Annotated in this window: 29 protein-coding genes and 1 tRNA gene; 26 read left to right on the top strand and 4 right to left on the bottom strand. The window is 55.8% G+C overall.

Annotated features, from left to right (window positions below; genetic code table 11):
• From hisD to hisF, 9 genes are read left to right on the top strand one after another with little or no spacing between them, the layout of a single operon-like run.
• Window positions 1-1,353 carry a histidinol dehydrogenase gene (hisD, locus tag B9Z51_RS05365; RefSeq protein ID WP_108372421.1) on the top strand — a complete coding sequence of 451 codons (1,353 nt, stop codon included), beginning with the start codon at window positions 1-3 and terminating at the stop codon, window positions 1,351-1,353.
• On the top strand, window positions 1,350-2,435 hold the full coding sequence (gene hisC / locus B9Z51_RS05370) for a histidinol-phosphate transaminase (RefSeq protein ID WP_108372423.1): 1,086 nt from the start codon (window positions 1,350-1,352) through the stop codon (window positions 2,433-2,435). Before hisD ends, hisC begins: the two co-directional genes overlap by 4 nt.
• Complete coding sequence (gene hisB, locus B9Z51_RS05375; protein WP_108372425.1) at window positions 2,432-3,022, top strand: imidazoleglycerol-phosphate dehydratase HisB; 591 nt, start codon at window positions 2,432-2,434, stop codon at window positions 3,020-3,022. Before hisC ends, hisB begins: the two co-directional genes overlap by 4 nt.
• 1 nt (window position 3,023) lies before the next feature.
• Entirely contained in the window at window positions 3,024-3,680 is a 657-nt protein-coding gene (hisH, locus tag B9Z51_RS05380) for an imidazole glycerol phosphate synthase subunit HisH (protein ID WP_108372427.1), read from the top strand.
• A gap of 43 nt (window positions 3,681-3,723) precedes the next feature.
• Window positions 3,724-4,464 (top strand): 1-(5-phosphoribosyl)-5-[(5-phosphoribosylamino)methylideneamino]imidazole-4-carboxamide isomerase, encoded by a 741-nt coding sequence (gene hisA, locus B9Z51_RS05385; protein WP_053172214.1) that lies wholly within the window; start codon window positions 3,724-3,726, stop codon window positions 4,462-4,464.
• Window positions 4,465-4,483: 19 nt separating this feature from the next.
• Window positions 4,484-5,338, top strand: coding sequence for a D-hexose-6-phosphate mutarotase (locus B9Z51_RS05390; protein WP_108372429.1), 855 nt, complete (start codon window positions 4,484-4,486; stop codon window positions 5,336-5,338).
• Window positions 5,335-5,865: an AAA family ATPase gene (locus tag B9Z51_RS05395; RefSeq protein WP_108372431.1), complete on the top strand. Its 531-nt coding sequence runs from the start codon at window positions 5,335-5,337 to the stop codon at window positions 5,863-5,865. Before B9Z51_RS05390 ends, B9Z51_RS05395 begins: the two co-directional genes overlap by 4 nt.
• Before the next feature lie 8 nt (window positions 5,866-5,873).
• Complete coding sequence (locus B9Z51_RS18150) at window positions 5,874-6,083, top strand: hypothetical protein (RefSeq protein WP_146187687.1); 210 nt, start codon at window positions 5,874-5,876, stop codon at window positions 6,081-6,083.
• 3 nt (window positions 6,084-6,086) lie between these two features.
• Entirely contained in the window at window positions 6,087-6,887 is an 801-nt protein-coding gene (gene hisF / locus B9Z51_RS05400) for an imidazole glycerol phosphate synthase subunit HisF (RefSeq protein WP_062406337.1), read from the top strand.
• A 7-nt stretch (window positions 6,888-6,894) separates the two neighbouring features.
• On the opposite strand, the gene B9Z51_RS05405 is transcribed toward hisF, so the two are convergent.
• Window positions 6,895-7,284, bottom strand: a complete 390-nt coding sequence (locus B9Z51_RS05405; protein ID WP_108372433.1) for a phage integrase N-terminal SAM-like domain-containing protein — start codon at window positions 7,282-7,284, stop codon at window positions 6,895-6,897.
• A gap of 740 nt (window positions 7,285-8,024) precedes the next feature.
• Here B9Z51_RS05405 and B9Z51_RS05410 point away from each other — a divergent pair.
• The 8 genes from B9Z51_RS05410 to tatC all read left to right on the top strand — a co-directional run bounded on the left by B9Z51_RS05410 (window position 8,025) and on the right by tatC (window position 12,634).
• On the top strand, window positions 8,025-9,266 hold the full coding sequence (locus B9Z51_RS05410; RefSeq protein WP_108372435.1) for a serine protease: 1,242 nt from the start codon (window positions 8,025-8,027) through the stop codon (window positions 9,264-9,266).
• A gap of 188 nt (window positions 9,267-9,454) precedes the next feature.
• Window positions 9,455-9,844: a phosphoribosyl-AMP cyclohydrolase gene (gene hisI / locus B9Z51_RS05415; protein WP_108372437.1), complete on the top strand. Its 390-nt coding sequence runs from the start codon at window positions 9,455-9,457 to the stop codon at window positions 9,842-9,844.
• Between the two features lie 5 nt (window positions 9,845-9,849).
• Complete coding sequence (locus tag B9Z51_RS05420) at window positions 9,850-10,218, top strand: phosphoribosyl-ATP diphosphatase (RefSeq protein ID WP_108372439.1); 369 nt, start codon at window positions 9,850-9,852, stop codon at window positions 10,216-10,218.
• A gap of 23 nt (window positions 10,219-10,241) precedes the next feature.
• On the top strand, window positions 10,242-10,604 hold the full coding sequence (locus B9Z51_RS05425; RefSeq protein WP_108372441.1) for a hypothetical protein: 363 nt from the start codon (window positions 10,242-10,244) through the stop codon (window positions 10,602-10,604).
• A gap of 19 nt (window positions 10,605-10,623) precedes the next feature.
• Window positions 10,624-10,980 (top strand): histidine triad nucleotide-binding protein, encoded by a 357-nt coding sequence (locus B9Z51_RS05430; protein WP_108372443.1) that lies wholly within the window; start codon window positions 10,624-10,626, stop codon window positions 10,978-10,980.
• A 98-nt stretch (window positions 10,981-11,078) separates the two neighbouring features.
• Window positions 11,079-11,315: a Sec-independent protein translocase subunit TatA gene (tatA, locus tag B9Z51_RS05435; protein ID WP_108372445.1), complete on the top strand. Its 237-nt coding sequence runs from the start codon at window positions 11,079-11,081 to the stop codon at window positions 11,313-11,315.
• A gap of 26 nt (window positions 11,316-11,341) precedes the next feature.
• Complete coding sequence (gene tatB, locus B9Z51_RS05440) at window positions 11,342-11,809, top strand: Sec-independent protein translocase protein TatB (protein ID WP_108372447.1); 468 nt, start codon at window positions 11,342-11,344, stop codon at window positions 11,807-11,809.
• A 42-nt stretch (window positions 11,810-11,851) separates the two neighbouring features.
• Window positions 11,852-12,634 carry a twin-arginine translocase subunit TatC gene (gene tatC, locus B9Z51_RS05445; RefSeq protein ID WP_108372449.1) on the top strand — a complete coding sequence of 261 codons (783 nt, stop codon included), beginning with the start codon at window positions 11,852-11,854 and terminating at the stop codon, window positions 12,632-12,634.
• Window positions 12,635-12,746: 112 nt separating this feature from the next.
• Here tatC and B9Z51_RS05450 read toward each other — a convergent pair whose 3' ends face one another.
• Complete coding sequence (locus B9Z51_RS05450; protein WP_108372451.1) at window positions 12,747-13,898, bottom strand: S1C family serine protease; 1,152 nt, start codon at window positions 13,896-13,898, stop codon at window positions 12,747-12,749.
• Window positions 13,899-14,044: 146 nt separating this feature from the next.
• Here B9Z51_RS05450 and B9Z51_RS05455 point away from each other — a divergent pair, with 146 nt between their 5' ends.
• Window positions 14,045-14,797 (top strand): Nif3-like dinuclear metal center hexameric protein, encoded by a 753-nt coding sequence (locus tag B9Z51_RS05455; RefSeq protein ID WP_108372453.1) that lies wholly within the window; start codon window positions 14,045-14,047, stop codon window positions 14,795-14,797.
• 22 nt (window positions 14,798-14,819) lie between these two features.
• Entirely contained in the window at window positions 14,820-15,869 is a 1,050-nt protein-coding gene (gene pdxA / locus B9Z51_RS05460) for a 4-hydroxythreonine-4-phosphate dehydrogenase PdxA (protein WP_108372773.1), read from the top strand.
• A 14-nt stretch (window positions 15,870-15,883) separates the two neighbouring features.
• Here the strand turns inward: pdxA and mscL are convergent, their stop codons facing one another.
• Complete coding sequence (gene mscL, locus B9Z51_RS05465) at window positions 15,884-16,300, bottom strand: large conductance mechanosensitive channel protein MscL (RefSeq protein ID WP_108372455.1); 417 nt, start codon at window positions 16,298-16,300, stop codon at window positions 15,884-15,886.
• Window positions 16,301-16,440: 140 nt separating this feature from the next.
• Here mscL and petA point away from each other — a divergent pair, with 140 nt between their 5' ends.
• The 6 genes from petA (at window position 16,441) to B9Z51_RS05495 (ending at window position 20,544) form a co-directional block, all read left to right on the top strand.
• Complete coding sequence (gene petA, locus B9Z51_RS05470) at window positions 16,441-17,037, top strand: ubiquinol-cytochrome c reductase iron-sulfur subunit (RefSeq protein ID WP_108372457.1); 597 nt, start codon at window positions 16,441-16,443, stop codon at window positions 17,035-17,037.
• Between the two features lie 11 nt (window positions 17,038-17,048).
• Window positions 17,049-18,458: a cytochrome bc complex cytochrome b subunit gene (locus tag B9Z51_RS05475; protein ID WP_108372775.1), complete on the top strand. Its 1,410-nt coding sequence runs from the start codon at window positions 17,049-17,051 to the stop codon at window positions 18,456-18,458.
• A 29-nt stretch (window positions 18,459-18,487) separates the two neighbouring features.
• Complete coding sequence (locus B9Z51_RS05480) at window positions 18,488-19,246, top strand: cytochrome c1 (protein WP_108372776.1); 759 nt, start codon at window positions 18,488-18,490, stop codon at window positions 19,244-19,246.
• 92 nt (window positions 19,247-19,338) lie between these two features.
• Window positions 19,339-19,950: a glutathione S-transferase N-terminal domain-containing protein gene (locus B9Z51_RS05485; protein ID WP_108372459.1), complete on the top strand. Its 612-nt coding sequence runs from the start codon at window positions 19,339-19,341 to the stop codon at window positions 19,948-19,950.
• An 18-nt stretch (window positions 19,951-19,968) separates the two neighbouring features.
• On the top strand, window positions 19,969-20,412 hold the full coding sequence (locus tag B9Z51_RS05490) for a ClpXP protease specificity-enhancing factor (RefSeq protein WP_108372778.1): 444 nt from the start codon (window positions 19,969-19,971) through the stop codon (window positions 20,410-20,412).
• 56 nt (window positions 20,413-20,468) lie between these two features.
• A tRNA-Thr gene (locus B9Z51_RS05495) sits at window positions 20,469-20,544 on the top strand.
• Between the two features lie 56 nt (window positions 20,545-20,600).
• On the opposite strand, the gene B9Z51_RS05500 is transcribed toward B9Z51_RS05495, so the two are convergent.
• Window positions 20,601-20,909, bottom strand: a complete 309-nt coding sequence (locus B9Z51_RS05500; RefSeq protein WP_108372461.1) for a DciA family protein — start codon at window positions 20,907-20,909, stop codon at window positions 20,601-20,603.
• A gap of 218 nt (window positions 20,910-21,127) precedes the next feature.
• Here B9Z51_RS05500 and secA point away from each other — a divergent pair, with 218 nt between their 5' ends.
• Entirely contained in the window at window positions 21,128-23,875 is a 2,748-nt protein-coding gene (gene secA / locus B9Z51_RS05505; protein WP_108372463.1) for a preprotein translocase subunit SecA, read from the top strand.
• Window positions 23,876-23,974 lie beyond the last annotated feature (99 nt).

A 23,974-nucleotide genomic window follows, 5' to 3' on the forward strand; every position in this document is an offset into this window, starting at 1 on the left:
ATGGACACGTTAGGCTTGCAGGCCAAACCCTTGCAACTGAACACGGCGGATGCCGGTTTTGAAGCGGCCTTCGCGGCGCGCCTGCATTGGTCTGCCGACACCGACGCCGCCATTGAGCAGCGCGTGGCCGACATCCTGGCCGATGTGCAGCAGCGCGGCGACGCGGCCGTGCTGGAGTACACCCAGCGTTTTGATGGCCTGCAAGCCGCCGATGTGAAGGCCCTGGAGATCACCCAAGCCGAATTGCAGGCCGCTTTGGATAGCCTGCCTGCCGTGCAGCGCGAAGCCTTGCAAGCGGCTGCACAACGTGTGCGCATGTACCACGAGGCGCAAAAGAAAGCATCGGGCGAAAGCTGGTCTTACCGCGACGAAGACGGCACCTTGCTTGGCCAAAAAGTCACACCGCTCGACCGCGTGGGCATTTATGTGCCCGGTGGCAAAGCCGCTTACCCTTCGTCGGTGTTGATGAACGCTATTCCCGCGCATGTGGCGGGTGTGCAAGAGATCATCATGGTCGTGCCCACGCCGCAAGGCGTGCGCAATCCGCTGGTGCTGGCTGCTGCCTGTGTGGCGGGCGTGAGCCGCGCCTTCACGGTGGGGGGGGCGCAGGCCGTGGCGGCGCTGGCTTATGGCACCGCCACCATCCCCAAAGTGGACAAGATCACCGGCCCCGGCAACGCCTATGTGGCCAGCGCCAAAAAGCGCGTGTTCGGCACCGTGGGCATCGACATGATCGCTGGCCCCAGCGAAATTTTGGTGCTGGCCGATGGCACCACGCCCGCCGAATGGGTGGCGATGGATCTGTTCAGCCAGGCTGAGCACGACGAATTGGCGCAAAGCATTTTGCTGTGCCCTGATGCGGCATACATCGCTCAAGTGCAAGCCGCCATCGACCGCCTGCTGCCCGAGATGCCGCGTCGCGAGATCATTGCCAAGAGCCTGAACGACCGGAGTGCGCTGATCCTTACGCGCAACATGGAAGAAGCCTGCGCCATCAGCAACCGCATCGCGCCCGAGCACCTGGAGGTGTCGAGCCGCGACCCGCACCGCTGGGAGCCACTGCTGCGCCACGCGGGTGCGATCTTTTTGGGCGCTTTCACCAGCGAGTCGCTGGGCGACTACTGCGCTGGCCCCAACCACGTTTTGCCCACCAGCGGCACGGCGCGTTTCTCGTCGCCACTGGGTGTGTACGACTTCCAAAAGCGCAGCAGTCTGATTGAAGTGAGCGAAGCGGGTGCCCAGACGCTGGGCCGCATTGCCGCAGAGCTGGCTTATGGCGAAGGCCTGCAAGCCCACGCCCGCGCTGCCGAATTGCGTTTGAACCCTGTGCCCCCGATGCGAGATACCCAATGAGCCACGTCAGTCCCCAACTCATGCAACGCATCCGCCAGGACGTGCAGTCCATGCACGCCTACGCCATCCAGGATTCGGTCAGCATGGTCAAGCTCGACGCGATGGAAAACCCGCACCGCCTGCCCGCTGAGTTGCAAAAGGCTTTGGGCGAGCGCCTGGGCGCGTTGGCGCTCAACCGCTACCCTGATGGCCGTGTGAACGACCTGCGCGCTGCGTTGGCCCAGCACGCGGGCATGCCTGAAGGTTTCGACATCATGCTGGGCAACGGCTCAGACGAATTGATCTCGCTCTTGGCCATGGCCTGCGACGTGCCCGGCGCGTCCATCTTGGCGCCACTGCCCGGCTTTGTGATGTACGCCATGAGCGCCCAGCTGCAAGGCCTGGCCTTCCACGGCGTGCCGCTCACGGCCGATTTTGAGCTGGACGAAGCTGCCATGCTGGCCGCCATTGCCGAGCACAAGCCGTCCATCGTTTACCTGGCTTACCCCAACAACCCCACCGGCAACCTCTGGAACGACGACACGATCGAAAAGATCGTGCTGGCCCAGGGCGAACAAGGCGGGCTGGTGGTCATGGACGAGGCCTACCAGCCTTTTGCCAGCAAGACCTACATGGACCGCATCACGCGCCACTCGCATGTGCTCTTGATGCGCACGCTCTCCAAGTTTGGCCTGGCCGGTGTGCGCTTGGGGTATATGGTGGGCCCCAAAGCTTTGGTGGCCGAGATCGACAAAGTGCGCCCGCCTTACAACATCAGCGTGCTCAACTGTGAATGCGCCCTGTTCGCGCTGGAGCATGCCGAGGTGTTTGCCGCACAAGCCAAAGACCTGCGCGAGCAGCGTGCCCGCCTCTTGAAAGAGCTGGCCACCTTGCCTAGCGTGCAGCCTTTCCCCAGCGAAGCCAACATGATCCTGGCCCGAGTGCCCGATGCGGCCAAAACCTTCGAGGGTATGAAAGCCCACAAAGTGTTGGTCAAGAACGTTTCTAAAATGCACCCATTACTGGCCAATTGCCTGCGCCTGACAGTGGGCACCGCTCAAGAAAACGACCTGATGCTGGCCGCCCTGAAAGAATCGTTATGAACCGTACCGCCGAAGTCAGCCGCAAGACGGCAGAAACCAACATCCGCGTCGCCATCAACCTAGACGGTACAGGCCAGGCCAAGCTGGCCAGCGGCATTGGTTTTCTGGACCACATGCTCGACCAGATCGCCCGCCACGGCTTGATCGACTTGGACATCGCTTGCGAAGGCGACTTGCACATCGACGGCCACCACACGGTGGAAGACATCGGCATCACCTTGGGCCAAGCATTTGCGCAAGCCATTGGCGACAAAAAAGGCATCCGCCGTTATGGCCACGCCTATGTGCCGCTCGACGAAGCTTTGAGCCGCGTGGTGGTGGACTTTTCGGGTCGCCCCGGTCTGCACATGGACGTGAAATTCACTTCGGGCTCGCTGGGCGCGCTCGACACGCAGCTGGTGTACGAATTCTTCCAGGGCTTTGTGAACCACGCCCTGTGCACGCTGCACATCGACAACCTCAAGGGCGTCAATGCGCACCACCAGTGCGAGACCATCTTCAAGGCCTTTGCACGGGCTATTCGCGCGGCGCTCGAACTCGACCCCCGCTCGGCGGGTGTGATCCCTTCCACCAAAGGCAGCCTCTGACATGAGCTCCAACCGCGTCGCTGTCGTCGATTACGGCATGGGCAACCTGCGCAGTGTGGCGCAAGCGGTGATCCATGCGGCCTCCAGCGTGGACCATGCCGAAGTGACGGTGACCTCTGACCCGCAAGTCGTGCGCAACGCGCACCGCGTGGTCTTGCCAGGGCAGGGCGCCATGCCCGACTGCATGCGCGAGTTGCGCGAGTCGGGTTTGATGGACGCCGTGCTCGAAGCCGCCGCCAGCAAACCGCTTTTTGGCGTGTGTGTGGGCATGCAGATGCTGCTGGACCACAGCGACGAAGGCAACACCCCCGGCCTCGGCTTGATCCCCGGCCGCGTGGTCAAGTTCGAGCTGGCGGGGCAAATTCAGCCTGACGGCACCCGCTACAAAGTGCCGCAAATGGGCTGGAACCAAGTCTGGCAAGACACCCCAGCGCACCCGCTGTGGAGCGGCATTGCCGATGGCAGCTGGTACTATTTTGTGCACAGCTTCTACGCCCAAGTGGCCAACCCGGCGCACAGCGCGGCCCAGACCGATTACGGTGGCCGCTTTGCCTGCGCCATTGCCCGTGACAATATTTTTGCCACCCAGTTTCACCCCGAAAAAAGCGCGGATCAGGGTTTGGCCTTGTTCCGCAATTTCCTCCACTGGCAGCCTTGAGTTTTTGCTGCCGTTTGTTCTTTCAACAGCTTTTTAATTCGCCATGATTCTGATCCCCGCCATTGACCTCAAAGACGGCCACTGCGTTCGCCTCAAACAGGGCGATATGGACCAAGCCACGACCTTCGGTGAAGACCCGGCTGCCATGGCGCGCACCTGGCTCGAAAAAGGCGCACGCCGCCTGCACCTGGTGGATCTGAATGGCGCCTTTGCTGGCAAGCCGCAAAACTTCAGCGCCATCAAGTCCATCCTCAAGGCCGTGGGCGACGACATCCCGGTGCAGCTGGGTGGCGGCATCCGCGATCTGGACACGATCGAAAAATACATCGACAGCGGCTTGCGCTACGTCATCATCGGCACCGCAGCCGTGAAGAACCCCGGCTTCTTGAAAGACGCCTGCACCGCCTTTGGCGGCCACATCATCGTCGGCCTGGATGCCAAAGACGGCAAAGTCGCCACCGACGGCTGGAGCAAGCTCACGGGCCACGAAGTGGTGGACCTGGCCAAGAAGTTCGAAGACTGGGGCGTCGAGTCCATCATCTACACCGACATCGGCCGCGACGGCATGCTCAGCGGCATCAACATCGACGCCACCGTCAAGCTGGCCCAAGCCCTCACCATCCCCGTCATCGCCTCGGGCGGCCTGTCCAACATGGCCGACATCGAGCAGCTGTGCGCGGTTGAAGACGAAGGCGTGGAAGGCGTGATTTGTGGCCGTGCTGTGTATTCGGGCGACCTGGACTTCGCGCTGGCGCAGCAACGCGCCGACGAATTGAACGGCTGAACCTTCAAGAAAACGCCAGATGACCGGCTTGGCCACTTGTCGCGACACCACGTTCGCAGGCCTGCCGGCTTGTGAGTTGGCGTTGCCAGCGGGCGACCGCTTGGTGGTGGCACTGCACGGCGCGCATGTGCTGTCCTGGGCCTCGGGCGGGCAAGAGCGGCTGTACCTCAGCCCCCAAAGCGTGATGGACGGTCAGGCCGCTATCCGAGGCGGTGTGCCCGTCTGCTTTCCGCAGTTCAACCAGCGCGGCCCCCTGGCCGACCGCTTGCCCAAACACGGCTTTGCCCGCAACGTGGCCTGGCAGGCCGATGCGGCTCAATTGAGCGATGACCATGCCCGCCTCACGCTGCGCCTGAAAGACAACGCCCAAACCCGCCAGTGGTGGCCGCAGGCCTTTGAAGCGGAGCTGCACATCGACCTGAGCCCCGGTGAGCTGCAAATCACTTTGGGTGTGCACAACACCGATGCGCAGCCCTTGGCGTTTTCGGGCGCACTGCACACCTACATGGCCGTGCCCGACGTGACGCAAGCCACGCTGCAGGGCTTGGGCGGCCAGCCCGAGTGGGATTCGCTCACCGACACCCATGTGACCGCTGCCGACACGATCCGCTTTGACGCCGAGTTTGACCGCGTGTACGAAGCTGCGCCGAATCCGATGACGCTGAACCAGACCCTGCAGATCAGCCAAAGCCCAAGCTGGGCCAACACCGTGGTCTGGAACCCCGCGCAAGACCTGTGCAAGCGCCTGGCCGACATGCCCGATGACGGCTGGCGGCACATGCTGTGCGTCGAAGCCGCGCAGGTCTATGCGCCCATCACCTTGCCTGCGGGCGGGCGCTGGGCGGGCTGGCAGCGCTTGAGCTTGTATGCATGACTCAAGCCCATTCTGATCTTGAGGTTTTCATCATTGCTGGTCCGAATGGGGCGGGAAAGACTACCTTTGCGCGTGAGTTTTTGCCGCAAGAGGCACACTGCAAAGTGTTTGTGAATGCCGATTTGATTGCAGCGGGATTGGCTCCATTTGAACCTGAAACAGCTGCATTTCAGGCGGGCCGTCTGATGATTGAACAGCTGGATCAAAGTTTTCAAAAACGACAATCTTTTGCCCTGGAGACCACTTTGTCTGGTCGTGCGTACCTGAATTCAATTGCGTGTTGGCAAGCTGCAGGCTACCGAGTGACTTTGATTTTCCTCAAGCTTTCCAATGTTCAAGAGGCGGTGGCTCGGGTTCGTCAAAGGGTTTTGCAAGGTGGGCACAACATTCCTGAAGACGTCATTGCACGCCGCTTTGCATCAGGCTATCGCAATTTTGAGAAGATCTACAAGCCCATCGTCGATGCTTGGGCTGTGTACGACAATGGTGGGCCAGAGCCGGTTTTATTGGATTGGGGTGAAAAATGAGTCAGATGATGTCAATTGAACAAGCACGCAGCAGCAGCCTAAGAGGATCAGTGGCTGCCATGGCCAGGGCGGCCAATCAAGCCCGACGAACAGCTGCGCAAACCCAAACCGCTGTGGTCGTTGAGCGCAATGGTGTTCTGGAGCATCTGTACATCTCGGCCACACAAGCCGACATCAAGCCCATTACCGTCTCCATCGAACCACAAGAGAGTCACTGAAACATGCTCGCCAAACGCATCATCCCTTGCCTCGACGTGACTGGCGGTCGCGTGGTCAAGGGCGTCAACTTTGTTGAACTGCGCGACGCCGGAGACCCGGTTGAAATCGCGGCCCGCTACAACGAGCAAGGCGCTGACGAACTCACGTTTTTGGACATCACCGCCACCAGCGACGGGCGCGACGTGATCCTGCACATCATCGAAGCCGTGGCCAGCCAGGTCTTCATCCCGCTCACCGTGGGCGGCGGTGTGCGCACCGTGGAAGACGTGCGCCGATTGCTGAATGCCGGGGCCGACAAAACCAGCTTCAACTCGGCCGCCATTGCCAACCCACAAGTCATCCGCGAAGCGTCTGCCAAATACGGCGCGCAATGCATCGTGGTCGCCATCGACGCCAAACGCCGCAGCGCGGAAGACGAGCAGCGCATCGGCACCAACGGTTTGCCCATGGGCCCCGGCTGGGACGTGTACAGCCACGGTGGCCGCAAAAACGTGGGCTTGGACGCCGTGGCCTGGGCCACCCAAATGGCCGAATACGGCGCGGGCGAAATCCTGCTGACCAGCATGGACCGCGACGGCACCAAAAGCGGCTTTGACCTGCAACTGACCCGCGCCGTGAGCGACGCCGTGAGCGTCCCCGTGATCGCATCGGGCGGCGTGGGCAACCTCGACCACCTGGCCGACGGCGTGAGCATCGGCGGCGCGGATGCGGTGCTGGCTGCGAGCATTTTTCACTACGGTGAATACACGGTGCAGCAGGCTAAAGAACGGATGCGGGAGCGTGGGATTCCTGTGCGCTTATGAGGTCTGTTCAGACTTGAAGCAATAAATCCAAAGGGCTGGCGGTGACACCCGCCAGCAGCGCGGTCATTCCTTTCATTTGTGCCAATAGGCCAGGTAGCTCGTTCTTGGTCAGCACCGCTGGAATGCGCTTGGTCTGCTGCGGTCGCCCAATGTTGTTGAGCCAAGGCAAATCAATGCCCAGTACCTCGCGATAGAAAAACAGCACAGCATTGAGCGCTTGGTTGTGAGCGGAGGCAGATACCTTGCGCTCATTGACCAGTATGGACAAAAACGCTTCCAAATCGGCCACACCCTTCTCGCGTGGGTGGCGAATGCTTCCAGCCTGACTAGCACTCCAGTGAATGAAAAAAACGAATTCAATAGCGGTAATTTTTTTGTTTTTGAGGCTATAGTGCAGAAACCGAACCTGCTCGCTCGCATGAGCGAGCGAGCAGGTGGACTATAAGGAAGGGGCACCGGGTTACGGGGTTAAGACCACATGGGAAATTTATGCCTGTGCGAAATCACAGCATATGAACCTGTATACCAAGGCGCGAGCGGCTTGCAGCTATTTAATCCAAAAAATGTATCGACTGCGCCCGGATGTATCCACAGGGTTTTGCGGCCTACATCACGTTAGGCTTTGTTGCTTAACGCAATGACCAAAATTCTGAACCAACTCACGGAGTCAGGCATCCTTCAAATTTAAAAATATGTGAAATGTAACCATGTTGAAATTATTTGTTTTTAATATTTTTTTTTCTATGCTCATTTGGGCTTCATGCTAATGAGGCTGAAATTTACGACTGTAGTCGTGATACGGATATTAAAATTAATCGACTATGGGTCAAATATCGAAGTGTTGTAACAGAGTCGCTACAGAAGGATCTTACTTTCTCTGAGATCCAGTCTCTTTATAAACAAACTTTAGATCGTAAAGTTTTTTCCTCGTGCCTTCGACAAGTTAGGGCTGAGTTTGATTTCTTTAAAAAACTAGAATCTATACAAGAATGTTCCAATAATATATTGGGATCACATAACATCTCACATAAAGACATCTTCGTACTGAATCGTCTACGACAAAATCGCTACGTTGACTATACTGAAACTGGTGCTAAGTTGGCTCATACTTGCATTTCAAAATTCTATGAAATAGAGATGCCAAAAGTTTGCACTAGGGAAAAATGGGGCGATATTGAGACATCCAAGACGAATGATTTTTATTCTAAATCCTTGGATGCACAGGAGGCAGAAATTAGGCAGATGACATCTTCAATGCAAACGCCGAGTTACACAGACTTAGGTCCAATGGGGAAAAGTTTATTTGCAGACTGTTTGGCGTTAAAAAATGCATCAACGAGTGATCGAATTAGATTCGCACAGTATCTTGATGCCCGGGTTTTTTGGCTTTCTTCCGAACAGAAAGTTTTAGAGATCGTTTCGAGATTTAAAGCAACAAGTTCCCCTTATCAAAAACTTATTGACGACAAAAGATATGAAGTAAGTACAGTTACAGCCCAGCCTATCAATACACTTGTGCGAGTAGAAGCCAAGATTGGCAGCATTTGTTCTGGTGCATTTATAGTTGATTTGCAAACTATTGCCACAGCGGCACATTGTTTTGGAAATAAAGGAAATAACAGTCTACCGATTAAAGTGCATTTAGTTCGAGAGAATGGCCAAATCATTGAAAGTCTTCCAGCAATTATCGCCGAAATGGGTGATTATGAATTTAATGGCAAAAAAGTCAGACCCAATACCCATGATGATGCCTCTGTTGATTGGGCCATTCTTCGACTTGCATACAAACCAAAATCGCAACATGTTCAAGCGCTTGAGGTCATTGAAGATAATTTCAAATTCGGAACCATACCTCGTGCAATATCCCCATTTTTGAGTATGGGTTTTCCTGGGGATTGGCCGGGGGGGCGACCAGTCTTTAAGCAATGCAAGCCAATTCTCAGAGAGGATACTCATTCAAAGCGACAGGTGGAATCCAGACGCAGAGTTAATGATACAAACTTGGTCTTTGACCAAAAGTGCGCAATGTACCCAGGCGATTCTGGGGGGCCTATGATTTTTTGGGATCGTGATGCTGATGTATATAGACTTGCTGGAATTTTGACTGGTGGTACTGGATTTTGGGCCCCAGACCTAACAGCTTTACCGAAAGAGGTCGGAGGTATAAGAGCAAAGCTGAAGGGGTTAGGTGCTATGAAAGATCGGTTCGGTGATGAGTTTGATGCTGTTGAATTTGATGGAAGCCTCATGCAACGCGATAGCAAATTCCTCATGAACTCCACGTTTCTTTGCGCACTTTCAAAGTACCATCCAAATCTTGCATCCAGTTGTAACCTTTCCCAAATACCAGAGTTGATGACTATGCCGTTCGAGTGGTAACTTAAAGTTGGGTCATTCGTAGGCGTTGATATAAGTTGTAGTCTTTCGAGCATCTTCCTAAGTCATAGCTTCCAATTCAGGCTGCACAGTTTTACAGACAATGCCGAGTCGTAGATGGTCACAACTGCGCATGGGTTGGTGCATATATGCCTAACTGTCGCATCCCAATGTCTTAAGATCAACCCCCTATGAACTGGCTCGATCAAATCAAATGGGACGACAAAGGCTTGGTGCCGGTCATTGCCCAAGAAAAAGACACTGGCGACGTGTTGATGTTCGCCTGGATGAACCGCGAGGCGCTGCAAAAGACGGCCGAACTCAAGCGGGCGGTGTATTTCAGCCGTTCACGCAACAAGCTGTGGTTCAAGGGTGAGGAGTCGGGCCATGTGCAGACGGTGCACGACATCCGCATCGACTGCGACAACGATGTGGTGCTGCTCAAAATCACCCAGCTGGGGCACGAGCCGGGCATTGCCTGCCACACGGGCCGCCACAGCTGCTTTTTCCAGAGCTTGCAGCCAGATGGCTGGCAGGCGACCGATCCGGTCTTGAAAGACCCAGAAACCATTTACAAGTGAATGCGATGAGTTCTACAGATACCTTAGATAGACTGGCCGCCGTGATTGAAAGCCGCAAAGTGGCTAATGGCGGCGACCCCGAAAAAAGCTATGTGGCCCGCCTGCTGCACAAGGGGCCTGACGCCTTTCTGAAAAAAATCGGCGAAGAAGCCACCGAAACCGTGATGGCCGCCAAAGACGTCGACCACGGCGGCGATGCCTCCAAGTTGGTCTATGAGGTGGCCGATTTGTGGTTTCACAGCATGATCGCATTGGCTCACTACGGCTTGACGCCCGCCGATGTGGTCAACGAATTGGCCCGCCGAGAGGGGCTGAGTGGGCTGGAAGAAAAAGCATTGCGCAAGGCCACCGAGCGGGAACGCCTGGGTGAGTGAGTTCAAACTTTGGAGACAATCCGATGCAGCAAGATCCTCTGAATGACAACACCCGTACGGTGAGCTGGGTCAGCTATATCCTGCACCTGATTGTGGCTGTCAGTGCCATCATCCCGGGGGCTCAGTTGGGGCCGACTTTACTGGTGGTGGCGCTGATCATTGACTTGGTGAAAAGAGGCGATGTCACGGGTTGGGAGGCGACGCATTTCAGTTACCGCATTCGTACCGTGATGTGGGTCGCCTTGCTTTATCTCCTGACGGCTCCCCTGTGGTTTCTTTTCATCTTCCCGGGTTTTGTAGCCTGGGGACTGATTTCAATTTGGTTTTTGTACCGCATTGTGCTGGGCATGGTGCGTTTGAGTGGGCACCGTCCCATGACTGAGTGAGTTGTAAGGTATTTGTCTCATGAGTGAATTGAACTGTATTTTTTGCAAAATCATTGCGGGTCAAATCCCGTCTCGCAAAGTGTATGAAGACGAGCATGTGTATGCTTTTCATGACATTGCGCCTTGGGCTCCTGTTCATTTTCTGATTGTTCCAAAGCTGCATATCCTGTCCATGGCCCAGTTGACGCAAGACGATTCGGCTTTGATGGGGCACATGATGACGCTCGCTCCCCGATTGGCTTTGCAAGAGGGTTGCCGACCATACCCGGATGGGGGGTTTAGGGTGGTGATCAACAATGGCGCCGAAGGCGGTCAGGAAGTACATCATTTGCACATGCATGTCATGGGCGGTCCCCGTCCCTGGCTCAGGGGTTGATCAGAGGCTTGGCACCCACAAGCCCCTGATCCAGGAAGGCCGTTCCGTTCGGGGCGTTCTATCCCCTTAGAATCCGTTCATCTAGACAGGAGAATTTCATGGGTTCCTTTTCCATTTGGCATTGGCTGATCGTGCTGTTGATTGTGGTCATGGTGTTTGGCACGAAAAAGCTCAAAAACATCGGCTCTGATCTGGGGGGCGCGGTCAAGGGCTTCAAAGATGGCATGAAAGACGGCGGTGCTGCTGCCGATGACAAGCCAGCTACAGGTCAGGTGTCTGCACCTGCCACCGCTGAAAAAACCACCATCGATGTTGAAGCCAAGACCAAGTCTTGAGCGCTTGATGCAACGGATCACTTGCTGTGCTTGATTTAGGTATTTCAAAAATGGCGCTGATCGGCGTCGTGGCGTTGATCGTCATCGGTCCCGAGAAGCTGCCAAAGGTAGCGCGCACGGTGGGCACCCTGATCGGCAAAGCACAGCGCTATGTGTCCGATGTCAAAGCCGAGGTCAGCCGGTCCATGGATCTGGAAGAGCTCAAAAAGATGAAGGAGTCGATGGAGTCGGCTGCGCGCGATGTGGAGCAATCGGTGCAAACGACGGCTTCCGAGTTTGAGAAAGACTGGGCGCAAACCACTGCGGGTATGACCAGCAGCATGCCCGATGTGGAGCCGCTGCCCCCGACTTATAAACATCCGGACAAAAACTGGCGTCTCAAGCGCGGCGCTATGCCTCAGTGGTACAAAGCCCGTACAGGTGTTCGCACCAAGGCGCTGTCAGGGGCTGCACGCGTGGCGCGTTATCGGCCCAAGTCTTTCAACTCCTTGTGATCGCCAGGCGCCTTGGGTGCTGGCTTTCCAACTGATTTTTCCATGTCCGATTCCAATTCCCAAGATGAACTCGCTGGCTCTGAACAGCCTTTCGTGGCCCATTTGATCGAGTTGCGTGATCGGCTGGTGCGTGCCGTGATCGCCATCGGTGTTGCTGCCGCCGTGCTGGCTATTTTCCCGGGCCCGGGAGAGTTGTATGACATTCTCGCGCAGCCCTTGGTGGCGCATTTGCCCAAAGGGGCGACGCTGATCGCCACTTCGGTGATCTCGCCATTCATGGTGCCGCTCAAGATTTTGATGATGGCCGCTTTCTTGATCGCCTTGCCTGTAGTGCTCTACCAGGTGTGGGCTTTCGTGGCGCCGGGTTTGTATGCGCACGAGAAAAAACTGGTGCTGCCCTTGGTGGTGTCCAGCACTGTGTTGTTTTTCATGGGGGTGGCGTTTTGCTATTTCTTCGTGTTTGGTCAGGTGTTCAAGTTCATTCAGGGCTTTGCGCCCAAGAGCATCACGGCTGCGCCAGACATCGAAGCTTATTTGAGTTTTGTGCTGACCATGTTCCTGGCCTTTGGTCTGGCCTTTGAGGTGCCTGTGGCCGTGGTGGTGCTGGCCCGCATGGAGGTGGTCAGTGTGCAAAAGCTCAAGGATTTTCGGGGCTATTTTGTGGTGCTGGCATTCGTGATTGCGGCTGTGGTCACGCCACCGGATGTGGTTTCCCAGTTGGCGCTGGCGATTCCCATGTGTCTGCTTTACGAGATGGGTATTTGGGCGGCGCAGATTTTCATCAAGCACACGCAAGCGCCGGACGAGGCGGCCAATGCAGGTTGAGTCCTTATGGGGGGTAATCCCCATCCATCCATGAAGGGGCCAGTTGGCCCCTTATTTTTTGATTCTTTGAGACTTTGACCAAAGGTGGGAAGGCCTACTCAAAGTGGTCAGTTCAGCGGGGCCTTTTAGCAGTGGGGCGTTCTGCGGGGGTCACGCGTAAGCTGGTTTCGCCCTGTCGGCGCCAAATTTGAACATCGGCAGGCGTGCCGGGCTTGAGCGCAGACACCTGGGTGAGTAAATCTGAGACGTTGGTGACGGGTGTGCCCGCTATTTTCAAAATCACATCGCCTGGGCGCAGGCCTGCTTTGGCAGCTGGACCGTTTTGCAAAACGCCCGTGATCACCACGCCTTGGGGCAAGACGTTTTGTGTTGCTTTGGGCAGCTGAAAGCTTTCAGCCAATTCGGTGGTCATGTCTTGCGGTTCCACCCCGATCCAGCCGCGTGTGACTTTGCCGTCTTTGAGCAGGTCTTGCATGACCTGGCGGGCTGTGGACACTGGAATGGCAAAGCCAATGCCCATGTTGCCACCAGAGCGTGAATAAATGGCGGTGTTGATGCCCATCAAGTGACCATTGACGTCGACCAATGCGCCGCCAGAGTTGCCCGGGTTGATGGCCGCATCGGTCTGGATGAAGTTTTCAAAGGTGTTGATGCCCAATTGGTTGCGTCCCAAAGCACTCACAATGCCGGATGTGACGGTTTGCCCCACGCCAAACGGATTGCCGATGGCCAGCACCACATCGCCAACTTGGAGGGCTTGGATTTGCCCCAGGACAATCACAGGCAGTTTGTCCAGCTTGATTTTCAGCAGTGCCAAGTCGGTGTCGGGGTCGGTGCCGATGACTTTGGCCGCAGCGTGGCGGCCATCGGTCAAGACGACCTCAATGTCGTCGGCATCTTCGATGACGTGGTTGTTGGTCAGGATGTGTCCCTCGGGGCTGACGATGACGCCACTGCCCAGTCCTGCGGTGTTTTGTTCGTCCTGTTCGCCGTAGAAGAATTTGAACCAAGGGTCTTGCGGAGTCTGGCGGTTGGCTTTGCTGGTGTTGATGCTGACCACGGCGGGTGAGGCTTTTTGGGCTGGGGTACTCAAACTGCCGGCTGGGCGGCTGAGCGAGGAGCTCGCCGGGGCTTGCTGGAGCGTGATGTCGCTGGTGGCGTGTTTTGCGCTGCGCAGCCATTCGGGCTGGAGTGTGGCAACGACGAACCAGACTGCCACAAGGACCGTCACCCATTGAGAAAAGAGAAGCCAATAGCGTTTCATAGGTGGGAATTGTCCTTGATCTGCGCGCCGTCTTGTGTGTTTTTGGGGCATAAGGGGCGATGCCAGGGGTGAATGTGGTGTCTCAAATTCACCTCTGGTGGTATCGGCTTCAGAGACAATAGAACGTTACTGCAAGAGACTCACTCATGACCGATGCCAAAACCTTAGGCCAGGCTTTAGATGCCTTGCTCCAACCGGAAAAATTTCGCGATTACGGCCCCAATGGCCTGCAGGTCGAAGGGGACCGGGACATTCGTTTACTGGTCAGCGGAGTGACTGCCAGCCGAGCCTTGATTGAAGCGGCCATTGAGGCGGGAGCGGATGCCATGCTGGTGCACCATGGTTTGTTTTGGCGTGGCCAGGACGGACGCATCACAGGTTGGATGCGTGAACGTTTGCGTTTGCTTCTGGCCCATGGCATTCATCTGTTTGCCTACCATTTGCCTCTGGATGCGCACCCTGAGTGGGGCAACAATGCACAACTCGGCCGTGTGCTGGGCTTGCAGGCCGATGGCCGCTTTGGTGAGCAGGACTTGGGTTTTGTCGGCGTTGGTGCCCAGACTTGGGCACTGCCTCAGGCTCTGGCGGATCATGTGGCTGCGGCACTGGGGCGGCAGGTGATTTGTGTGGGCGATGCCTCGCGGCCAGTTCGACGTGTGGCTTGGTGTACGGGTGGTGCACAGGGCTACTTCGAGTCAGCCATTGCTGCCGGGGCTGATGCGTTCATCACGGGCGAAATTTCTGAACCGCAGGCCCATTTGGCGCGAGAAACCGGTGTGGCCTTTTTGGCTTGTGGTCACCATGCCAGCGAGCGCTATGGTGCGCTTGCTGTGGGTGCTCATATCGCGCAGGAGTTGGGGCTTGAGCATCGTTTCATTGAAATCGACAACCCCGCTTGAAATAAGCTGAATGAAAACTGCCATGAACATTTTGACAAAGCCTGTTGCCATCACACCCGGTGATCCCTGTGGCATCGGCCCCGAAATCATCGCGCGGACCTGGTGTGAAGCACCGGATGTCGTGCAGGGCTGCTTTGTGGCCGGGGATGTCCAGTTGATGCGCCGCGCCATGGCGCTGGTGCAATCTACGCCTGCTTTTCCTGTCTGCGAAATCCTGGAGCCATCGGATGCTTTGCATGTGCCGCCACGTTGTTTGCCCGTGCTGCAAGTCGTGAGCGCTGCGCCCCCATTACCTTGGGGGCAAATTGATGCGCGGGCTGGGCAGTTGGCCGGGGAGGCGGTGTTGTGGGCAGCGCATGCAGCCTTGCGTGGGGAGGTGGCGGCGCTTGTGACAGCGCCGCTGCACAAAGAGGCCTTGCACGCAGCTGGCGCGCCGTATGACCAATATCCCGGGCATACCGAATTGCTCCAGGCTGAAGCTGCGCGTCATGCGGGGGTGTCGCTGGCGCAGATGCCTGTGCGCATGATGCTGGCCAATGAAGAATTGCGCACGGTGTTGGTCAGTATTCATGTGTCTTTGCGAGAGGCGCTGGATGCTGTCACGCCAGATCGCGTTCTGCAAACATTGCGGATCACGGATGCGGCTTTGACCCGAATGCTGGGGCACAAACCCCGCATGGCCGTCGCTGGCGTGAATCCACATGCGGGCGAGGGGGGCTTGTTTGGCCGGGAGGAAATCGAGGTGTTGCAGCCTTGCCTGGCTTTGGCACGCCGGGAGGGGCTGGATGTGCATGGTCCTTTTGCGCCAGACACCGTGTTCATGCGCGCTCGCAAGCAGGCCGATGGTCGGCGTGAATTTGATGTGGTCATCGCGATGTACCACGATCAAGGCTTGATACCGGTCAAGTACCTGGGCTTGGAGCAGGGGGTCAATGTGACCCTGGGCTTGCCATTGATCAGAACCAGTCCTGACCATGGCACCGCCATGGACGTGGCCGGAAAAGGCCAGGCCGATGCTCGCAGCATGATGCAAGCCATCCGCATGGCGCGGCAACTGGTGAGTGGCGGCTGAGTTGCCTCCGGTACTCAACCTTTGTTTTTCAGGCTGTCGCGGATTTCACGCAATAACTGCACATCCTCGGGGGTTGCAGGTGTTTCTGCGGGGGCGGTTGAGATGAGTTTGTTCATCTGACGAATGATCACAAAGATGATGAGCGCCAGGATGATGAAGTTCAGGGCCACGGTGATGAAGTTACCGTAAGCGAAAACTGCACCGAGTTTTTTGGCTTCAGCCAGAGGCAGACCCGCAGTTTGCCCCGCCAAGGCCAGGTAATAATTGGAAAAATCCAGACCACCAAAGGCTTTGCTGATGAGCGGCATGATCAGATCGCCAACGACTGAATCCACAATTTTGCCAAAAGCTCCGCCGATAATCACCCCGACAGCCAGATCCATGACGTTGCCTTTGAGGGCGAAAGCTTTGAATTCTTGAACTAAGGACATAAAAATTCTCTATAACAGTTGAGTGAAGCTCATGATTGTGAATCAAGAATTGTCACTCGCTTCAAGTTGTAAGACGCTTGTCTGTTTCACTCCGCTACAATCCCGGGTTGACCCTGATAACGACTCGCTAGAGGAATCCCATGAGTGACACCCCAGTCGACAGCAGCAAACGGACATGGCTTGCAGCCACCGTTGGCGTGGGCGCCGTAGGCGCTGGCTTTGTGGCCACCCCCTTCGTCAGCAGCTTTCAACCATCTGAACGAGCCAAAGCCGCCGGCGCAGCCGTCGAAGTGGACATCTCTGCACTCAAGACGGGTGAAAAACTCACCGTCGAGTGGCGTGGTAAGCCCGTTTGGATCATGAAGCGCTCGCCTGAGCAGCTCGAAGGCTTGAAAAAGATCGAAGGCAATCTGGCTGATCCAAACTCCAACCGCACGGCCTACCCCATCCCTGCATACGCAAAGAACGAATTCCGTTCTATCAAGCCTGAAATCATGGTGGCTGTGGGCATTTGCACCCACTTGGGTTGCTCGCCTGGCGACAAATTCGCAGCGGGTCCTCAGCCTTCTCTGCCTGATGACTGGCAAGGCGGTTTCTTGTGTGCTTGCCATGGCTCGACATTCGACCTGGCTGGCCGCGTGTTCAAGAACAAGCCTGCACCTGACAACCTCGAAGTGCCGCCGCACATGTACCTGTCCGACACCAAGTTGCTCATTGGTGAAGACAAGAAGGCCTGATGGAGACCGACATGGCTGAATTCAAAGAAATCTCTCCCAACGCCCCTGCTGGCGAAAAATTGCTCAATTGGGTGGACAACCGCTTCCCTCTGTCCAAGCTCTACAAAGAGCACATGAGCGAGTACTACGCACCGAAGAACTTCAACTTCTGGTACATCTTCGGCTCGCTGTCGCTGTTGGTGCTGGTCATCCAGATCGTCACTGGTATTTTCCTGGTCATGCATTACAAGCCTGATGCAGCCGTGGCATTTGCTTCGGTTGAATACATCATGCGTGATGTGCCTTGGGGCTGGTTGATCCGTTATATGCACTCCACGGGCGCTTCAGCGTTCTTCATTGTGGTTTACCTGCACATGTTCCGGGGCCTGATTTATGGCAGCTACCGCAAGCCACGTGAACTGGTCTGGATCTTCGGTTGTGCGATTTTCCTGTGCCTGATGGCAGAAGCCTTCATGGGTTATCTGTTGCCTTGGGGTCAAATGTCTTACTGGGGCGCTCAGGTGATCGTGAACCTGTTCTCCGCCATTCCTTTCATTGGCCCTGATCTGGCTTTGTTGATTCGTGGCGACTTCGTGGTGGGCGATGCCACCCTGAACCGCTTCTTCAGCTTCCACGTGATTGCAGTGCCATTGGTCTTGCTGGGTCTGGTGGTGGCGCACATCATTGCGTTGCACGAAGTGGGCTCCAACAACCCCGATGGCGTGGAAATCAAAGGCCCGAACGCACCAAAAGATGCTCAAGGTCATCCTTTGGACGGCATTCCTTTCCACCCTTACTACTCTGTGCACGACATCTTTGGTGTGGGCGTCTTCTTGATGGCCTTCACTGCGATTGTGTTCTTCGCGCCTGAGTTCGGTGGTTATTTCCTCGAATACAACAACTTTATCCCGGCCGATCCACTGACCACACCGTTGCACATTGCACCAGTCTGGTACTTCACACCGTTCTATTCGATGTTGCGTGCGATCACCAGCGAGATGATGTACGCCCTGATCGCTTGCGTGGTGTTGGGAGCTGTTTTGGCGGTGATCAAAGGCAAATTGCCTCAGGTGCTCAAGGGTGCTGTGATCGGTGCCGCTGTGGTGATTTCTGCCCTGATGCTGTCGATTGACGCCAAATTTTGGGGTGTGGTCGTGATGGGTGGCGCTGTTGTCATCCTGTTCTTCTTGCCATGGCTCGACAACAGCCCGGTCAAATCGATTCGTTACCGCCCTGATTGGCACAAGTATCTGTATGCCGTGTTCGTGATCAACTTCCTGATCCTGGGCTATTTGGGTGTGCAGCCACCTTCGCCTATCGGTGAGCGTGTCTCTCAAGTGGGTTCACTGTTCTATTTTGGCTTCTTCCTGTTGATGCCTTGGTGGAGCAAGCTGGGTACGCCCAAGCAGGTTCCAGACCGTGTGACCTTCACGCCTCACTGAGATCCCGGAGATTCAAGAACATGAAAAACATCAAGAAACTCGCATTGGGCTTTGTGATGGCCCTGGGCCTGATGGCCGGTGCACAAGCTTCCAGTGGCGGTGGCATTGCATGGGATAAAGCGCCCGTCAAAACCAATGACCTGGCATCTTTGCAAAATGGTGCCAAGTTGTTTGTCAACTATTGCCTCAATTGCCATTCGGCCGCTTTCATGCGATTCAATCGCCTGAAAGACATCGGTTTGACTGAGCAGCAAATCAAGGACAACCTGTTGTTCCCGACGATCAAAGTCGGTGACACCATGAAGTCTGCGATCGATCCGCTGCAAGCCAAAGAGTGGTTCGGCAAGAATCCACCTGACCTGACTTTGATGGCACGTTCGCGTTCTGGTCATGGCGGCACAGGTGCTGATTATCTCTACACTTACCTGCGCAGCTACCACCGTGATGCATCCAAGCCAACAGGCTGGAACAACATGGCTTTCCCGAACGTGGGCATGCCCAACGTGTTGTGGGAATTGCAGGGTGAACGTGAACCTGTCTTCGAAGAAAAAGAAGAGCACGGTCACACGGTTCAAATTTTCCAAGGATGGAAGCAAGTCAAGCCAGGCACAATGACACCTTTGCAATATGACCAGGCCGTGGGAGATTTGGTCAATTACATGCAGTGGATGGCCGAGCCAGCCCAAAATACCCGAGTTCGCATTGGCGTCTGGGTCCTGATTTTCTTGTCGTTCTTCACCTTTATCGCCTGGCGTCTGAATGCAGCGTACTGGAAAGACATCAAGTAATTGATCTTTCACCCGGCTATTCGTCGGGTTCTGTGGAGTGGTGGGTCCAAAAGACCCCCCACTCTTTTTGATTTTTTGAGGAGCCTCTTGCCATGATGGTGCTTTATTCCGGAACCACTTGCCCTTTTTCCCATCGTTGCCGATTTGTGCTGTTTGAAAAAGGCATGGACTTCGAAATCCGTGATGTGGACCTGTACAACAAGCCCGAAGACATCAATGTGATGAATCCCTACGGCCAGGTTCCAATTCTGGTCGAGCGCGACCTGATTTTGTACGAATCCAACATCATCAATGAGTACATTGATGAGCGCTTTCCGCACCCTCAACTGATGCCTGGTGACCCGGTTGACCGCGCACGAGTGCGTTTGTTCTTGCTCAACTTTGAGAAAGAGCTCTTTGCCCATGTGCTGACACTTGAAAATCGTGCTCTCAAAGGCAATGACAAGGCGCTGGAGAAAGCCCGTGCCCACATTCGTGACCGTTTGACGCAGTTGGCCCCTGTGTTCTTGAAGAACAAGTTCATGTTGGGTGACAACTTCTCGATGCTTGATGTGGCCATCGCACCGTTGCTGTGGCGTCTGGACTACTACGGGATCGAATTGAGCAAAAATGCAGCTCCATTGCTGAAATATGCCGAACGCATCTTTTCACGCCCAGCATATATCGAAGCTTTGACCCCATCTGAAAAGGTCATGCGCAAATAAACTCGCATGGAGTCCACAATGATCAGTGACACCGAATTGCCTTCAACGCGCCCGTATTTGATTCGGGCGCTGTATGAGTGGTGCTCTGAAAACGGCTTCACTCCCTATGTTGCTGTGAAAGTGGACAACTCTGTGCAGGTGCCGCGGGAGTATGTTCAAGGTGGTGAAATTGTGTTGAACGTGAGCATGGACGCCACCAGCTCCCTGAAATTGGGCAATGACTTCATAGAGTTCAAAGCCCGGTTTGGGGGCAAGCCGCGTGACATCATGGTTCCCATATCGCGCGTGATGGCCATTTATGCCCGTGAAAATGGCCAAGGCATGGCTTTCCCAGTCAGCGAAGAAGAACCTGCTGCATCCAGTCTGTCTGAAGCACGGATACAAGAACACGTATCAACCGATGATGACGCGACACCACCCCCTTCAACGCCTCCTAGGCCGACATTGAAACGTATCAAATAAAAAATAACGCCATGTGTCCTGGAATGTGCACTGGAGCACGTTAAAATCTAGCCCGTGCCGCTTTAGCTCAGTTGGTAGAGCACCCGCCTTGTAAGCGGTAGGTCGTCAGTTCGAATCCGACAAGCGGCACCAAAATCAAAAGGCCCTGATCATCCGATCAGGGCCTTTTTTCTTGAGGGGGTGACGAATCAACCGATTCGGCTTTGAACTTTGATCCGTATGGAGTTGACGGCCATCCCTTTGGTGTTGAGGTGTGCCTGCAAGGCGGGCACCAATTGACGCAACTTGGCAGCAACAGCGTTGGAACTCACCAGCAAACACCAGGCGCCGTCTTCAATAGGGCCTGCCTGAACACTGGCTCGCAGTGGTGCAGGTAACAAGTTACGTATGGTTTGCAGGCGTTCTGACGATTCGCGCAGTCTGCTGGCCAAGAGTGCAAAAGTGGGTGACTCTTGCACGGCTTGTTGCAGGGGAATGGCGTGATGTCGTCTTTGCATGGCCAGCCGATTATCCGGCAGATGCTCCTCACAGGATGACGTCTTGAAAACCAAGTGGGCACAGAGGCTAAAATCCCACGATTGAGCTGGCGTCCTTGGCGCTCAGCATGGCAAGTAGGGTCTTGTTACCCGGCGGCCTGGCTTCATATGAAACTTTTAACCTGACAGGATAGACGGTCTGTTTCTCAGCCTTTTGGCTGAAGGTGGATCTTGTAGACATGGCCATCCCATTCCTCACCAAAATTTTCGGCAGTCGCAATGACCGCCTGCTCAAGCAATACCGCAAATTGGTCGAACGCATCAATGCGCTCGAAACCAGTCTCGAGAGTTTGAGTGATGATGACTTGCGTGCCAAGACCCAAAGTTTCAAAGAACGCGTCGCAGCAGGTGAAACCTTGGACGCCCTGCTGCCTGAGGCTTTTGCCGTGGTCCGCGAGGGCTCCAAGCGGGTCATGAAGATGCGCCATTTCGACGTTCAGCTGGCGGGTGGCATTGCGCTGCACAACGGCAAGATCGCTGAAATGCGAACTGGCGAAGGCAAGACACTGACGTCCACACTGCCCGCCTATCTGAATGCGCTGGCTGGAAAAGGCGTGCATGTGGTCACGGTCAATGATTACCTGGCCAGCCGCGATGCACAGTGGATGGGCAAGCTGTTCAACTTCCTGGGGCTGTCTGTGGGCATCAACTTGCCGCAGATGCAGCGTGAGGACAAGCAAGGCGCTTACAACGCCGATATCACCTACGGCACCAACAACGAATACGGCTTTGATTACCTGCGCGACAACATGGTCTACGAAGCGCAAGACCGTGTTCAACGGCCGCTGAACTTTGCCATCATCGACGAAGTGGACTCGATCCTGATCGATGAAGCTCGCACGCCGCTCATCATCAGTGGTCAAGCCGAAGACCACACTGCCACCTACATGGCGATGAAGCAGGTTATTCCGCTTCTCACCCGCCAAGAGGGCGAGGCCGATCCACGCACTGGTGAAGGCATCATCACGCCCGGTGACTTTACGGTCGATGAAAAGGCGCATCAGATATTCCTGACCGAGCAAGGCCATGAAAAAGCCGAAGCGGTGTTGGCCGAAATGGGCATGATCCCTGAAGGCGCGAGCCTCTACGACCCCGCCAACATCACGCTGATGCACCACCTGAACGCAGCATTGCGTGCTCAGCATCTGTACCATCGTGACCAGCACTATGTGGTGCAAGACGGTGAAATCATCATCGTGGACGAGTTCACGGGCCGCCTCATGAGTGGCCGCCGCTGGAGCGATGGCTTGCATCAGGCTGTGGAGGCCAAAGAGGGTGTGCAAATCCAGGCTGAAAACCAGACGATGGCATCGATCACGTTCCAGAATTATTTCCGTTTGTACAACAAGATTGGCGGCATGACGGGTACGGCAGATACCGAAGCCTATGAGTTCCAGGAAATATACGGTCTTGAGACGGTGGTGATTCCGCCGCACCGTAAGAGCCAGCGTGAAGACCAGCTTGACCGCGTCTACAAAACTTCTCAAGAGCGCTACGACGCCGCCATTGCGGACATTCGCGAATGCCATGAGCGCGGGCAGCCCGTGCTGGTGGGTACCACCTCCATTGAGAACTCGGAGTTGATCTCCGAGATGCTCACGAAGGAGAAACTGGCGCACCAAGTGCTGAACGCCAAGCAGCATGCGCGTGAAGCCGACATCGTGGCGCAAGCGGGGCGTCCTGGCATGATCACTATCGCCACCAACATGGCTGGTCGTGGCACCGACATTGTGTTGGGCGGCAACATTGAAAAAGACATTCAGGCCTTCGAAGCCGATGAGTCATTGTCTAAAGAAGAGCTGCAAATGCGCGTAGACGAATTGCGTGAGCAGTGGAAAGTCGTGCACGAGCTGGTCAAGGCCAATGGCGGTTTGCGCATCATTGCGACAGAGCGCCATGAATCCCGCCGCATTGACAACCAGTTGCGGGGTCGTTCCGGCCGTCAGGGTGACCCCGGCTCATCACGCTTTTATCTGAGCCTGGATGACCCTCTGATGCGCATTTTTGCGGGTGATCGTGTGCGCGCCATCATGGACCGCTTGAAGATGCCCGAAGGTGAAGCCATTGAAGCGGGCATTGTCACGCGCAGCATCGAAAGCGCTCAGCGCAAGGTCGAAGGGCGTAACTTCGACATTCGCAAGCAGTTGCTCGAATACGATGATGTGTCCAATGACCAGCGTAAGGTGATTTATCAGCAGCGCAATGACATCCTGGATGCCCAGGACATGGAAGGTCAGATTGCCTCGCTGCGTGAAGGATGCTTTACCGATCTGGTGCGCCAATATGTGCCCGCTGAATCGGTGGAAGAACAATGGGATCTGGCCAGCCTGGAAAAGGTGCTGGCCGACGAATGGCAGTTGTCCGTGGATTTGCGTGGCAAGGTGCAGGCATCGAACGCCATCACGGATGAAGACATTCTGGAGACCGTGGTGGCAGCGGCGCATGCCCAATTCCAGGGCAAACTCGATCAGGTGGGCGCTGCCAATTTCACCCCGTTTGAACGCATGGTGCTGCTGCAAAGCATCGACACGCATTGGCGCGAACACCTCAGTTCACTGGATTACCTGCGCCAAGGCATTCATTTGCGCGGCTACGCACAAAAGCAGCCCAAGCAAGAGTACAAGCGTGAAGCCTTTGAGTTGTTTGGTCAATTGCTCGACTCAGTCAAAAACGAGGTCACGCGCACCTTGATGACGGTGCGCATTTCCTCAGGCGAGGAGATGGAGCAAGCCGCGCATGACATTGAAGAGCGCGCCGAAAACGTCAGCCACGTCACCTACACCGCACCCGATGAAAACGGGCAAGCGCAAACAGTGCCCGCAGACTTGGCTGGGATGGCGCCAGAATGGGGCCCTGTGGGCCGCAACGACCCTTGCCCCTGTGGCAGCGGCAAAAAATACAAGCAGTGCCACGGCAAACTGGCCTGAAATGGCATGGCGCATAAAAACGGGCCTCGGCCCGTTTTCTTTATGGTGCGCCTTGCTCAATGGCTTGAATGGACTGAATATTTCTGCATTTTTCCTGTT

This window comes from Limnohabitans sp. T6-5, assembly GCF_003063315.1.
Classification (GTDB): Bacteria; Pseudomonadota; Gammaproteobacteria; order Burkholderiales; family Burkholderiaceae_C; genus Limnohabitans_A.

Bases quoted from the DNA above. Each gene is read 5' to 3' on its own strand.
- hisD (WP_108372421.1), top strand. From the start codon at position 1: ATGGACACGTTAGGCTTGCAGGCCAAACCCTTGCAACTGAACACGGCG.
- hisC (WP_108372423.1), top strand. From the start codon at position 1,350: ATGAGCCACGTCAGTCCCCAACTCATGCAACGCATCCGCCAGGACGTG.
- hisB (WP_108372425.1), top strand. From the start codon at position 2,432: ATGAACCGTACCGCCGAAGTCAGCCGCAAGACGGCAGAAACCAACATC.
- hisH (WP_108372427.1), top strand. From the start codon at position 3,024: ATGAGCTCCAACCGCGTCGCTGTCGTCGATTACGGCATGGGCAACCTG.
- hisA (WP_053172214.1), top strand. From the start codon at position 3,724: ATGATTCTGATCCCCGCCATTGACCTCAAAGACGGCCACTGCGTTCGC.
- B9Z51_RS05390 (WP_108372429.1), top strand. From the start codon at position 4,484: ATGACCGGCTTGGCCACTTGTCGCGACACCACGTTCGCAGGCCTGCCG.
- B9Z51_RS05395 (WP_108372431.1), top strand. From the start codon at position 5,335: ATGACTCAAGCCCATTCTGATCTTGAGGTTTTCATCATTGCTGGTCCG.
- B9Z51_RS18150 (WP_146187687.1), top strand. From the start codon at position 5,874: ATGTCAATTGAACAAGCACGCAGCAGCAGCCTAAGAGGATCAGTGGCT.
- hisF (WP_062406337.1), top strand. From the start codon at position 6,087: ATGCTCGCCAAACGCATCATCCCTTGCCTCGACGTGACTGGCGGTCGC.
- B9Z51_RS05410 (WP_108372435.1), top strand. From the start codon at position 8,025: ATGCCAAAAGTTTGCACTAGGGAAAAATGGGGCGATATTGAGACATCC.
- hisI (WP_108372437.1), top strand. From the start codon at position 9,455: ATGAACTGGCTCGATCAAATCAAATGGGACGACAAAGGCTTGGTGCCG.
- B9Z51_RS05420 (WP_108372439.1), top strand. From the start codon at position 9,850: ATGAGTTCTACAGATACCTTAGATAGACTGGCCGCCGTGATTGAAAGC.
- B9Z51_RS05425 (WP_108372441.1), top strand. From the start codon at position 10,242: ATGCAGCAAGATCCTCTGAATGACAACACCCGTACGGTGAGCTGGGTC.
- B9Z51_RS05430 (WP_108372443.1), top strand. From the start codon at position 10,624: ATGAGTGAATTGAACTGTATTTTTTGCAAAATCATTGCGGGTCAAATC.
- tatA (WP_108372445.1), top strand. From the start codon at position 11,079: ATGGGTTCCTTTTCCATTTGGCATTGGCTGATCGTGCTGTTGATTGTG.
- tatC (WP_108372449.1), top strand. From the start codon at position 11,852: ATGTCCGATTCCAATTCCCAAGATGAACTCGCTGGCTCTGAACAGCCT.
- B9Z51_RS05450 (WP_108372451.1), bottom strand. From the start codon at position 13,898: ATGAAACGCTATTGGCTTCTCTTTTCTCAATGGGTGACGGTCCTTGTG.
- B9Z51_RS05455 (WP_108372453.1), top strand. From the start codon at position 14,045: ATGACCGATGCCAAAACCTTAGGCCAGGCTTTAGATGCCTTGCTCCAA.
- pdxA (WP_108372773.1), top strand. From the start codon at position 14,820: ATGAACATTTTGACAAAGCCTGTTGCCATCACACCCGGTGATCCCTGT.
- mscL (WP_108372455.1), bottom strand. From the start codon at position 16,300: ATGTCCTTAGTTCAAGAATTCAAAGCTTTCGCCCTCAAAGGCAACGTC.
- petA (WP_108372457.1), top strand. From the start codon at position 16,441: ATGAGTGACACCCCAGTCGACAGCAGCAAACGGACATGGCTTGCAGCC.
- B9Z51_RS05475 (WP_108372775.1), top strand. From the start codon at position 17,049: ATGGCTGAATTCAAAGAAATCTCTCCCAACGCCCCTGCTGGCGAAAAA.
- B9Z51_RS05485 (WP_108372459.1), top strand. From the start codon at position 19,339: ATGATGGTGCTTTATTCCGGAACCACTTGCCCTTTTTCCCATCGTTGC.
- B9Z51_RS05490 (WP_108372778.1), top strand. From the start codon at position 19,969: ATGATCAGTGACACCGAATTGCCTTCAACGCGCCCGTATTTGATTCGG.
- B9Z51_RS05500 (WP_108372461.1), bottom strand. From the start codon at position 20,909: ATGCAAAGACGACATCACGCCATTCCCCTGCAACAAGCCGTGCAAGAG.
- secA (WP_108372463.1), top strand. From the start codon at position 21,128: ATGGCCATCCCATTCCTCACCAAAATTTTCGGCAGTCGCAATGACCGC.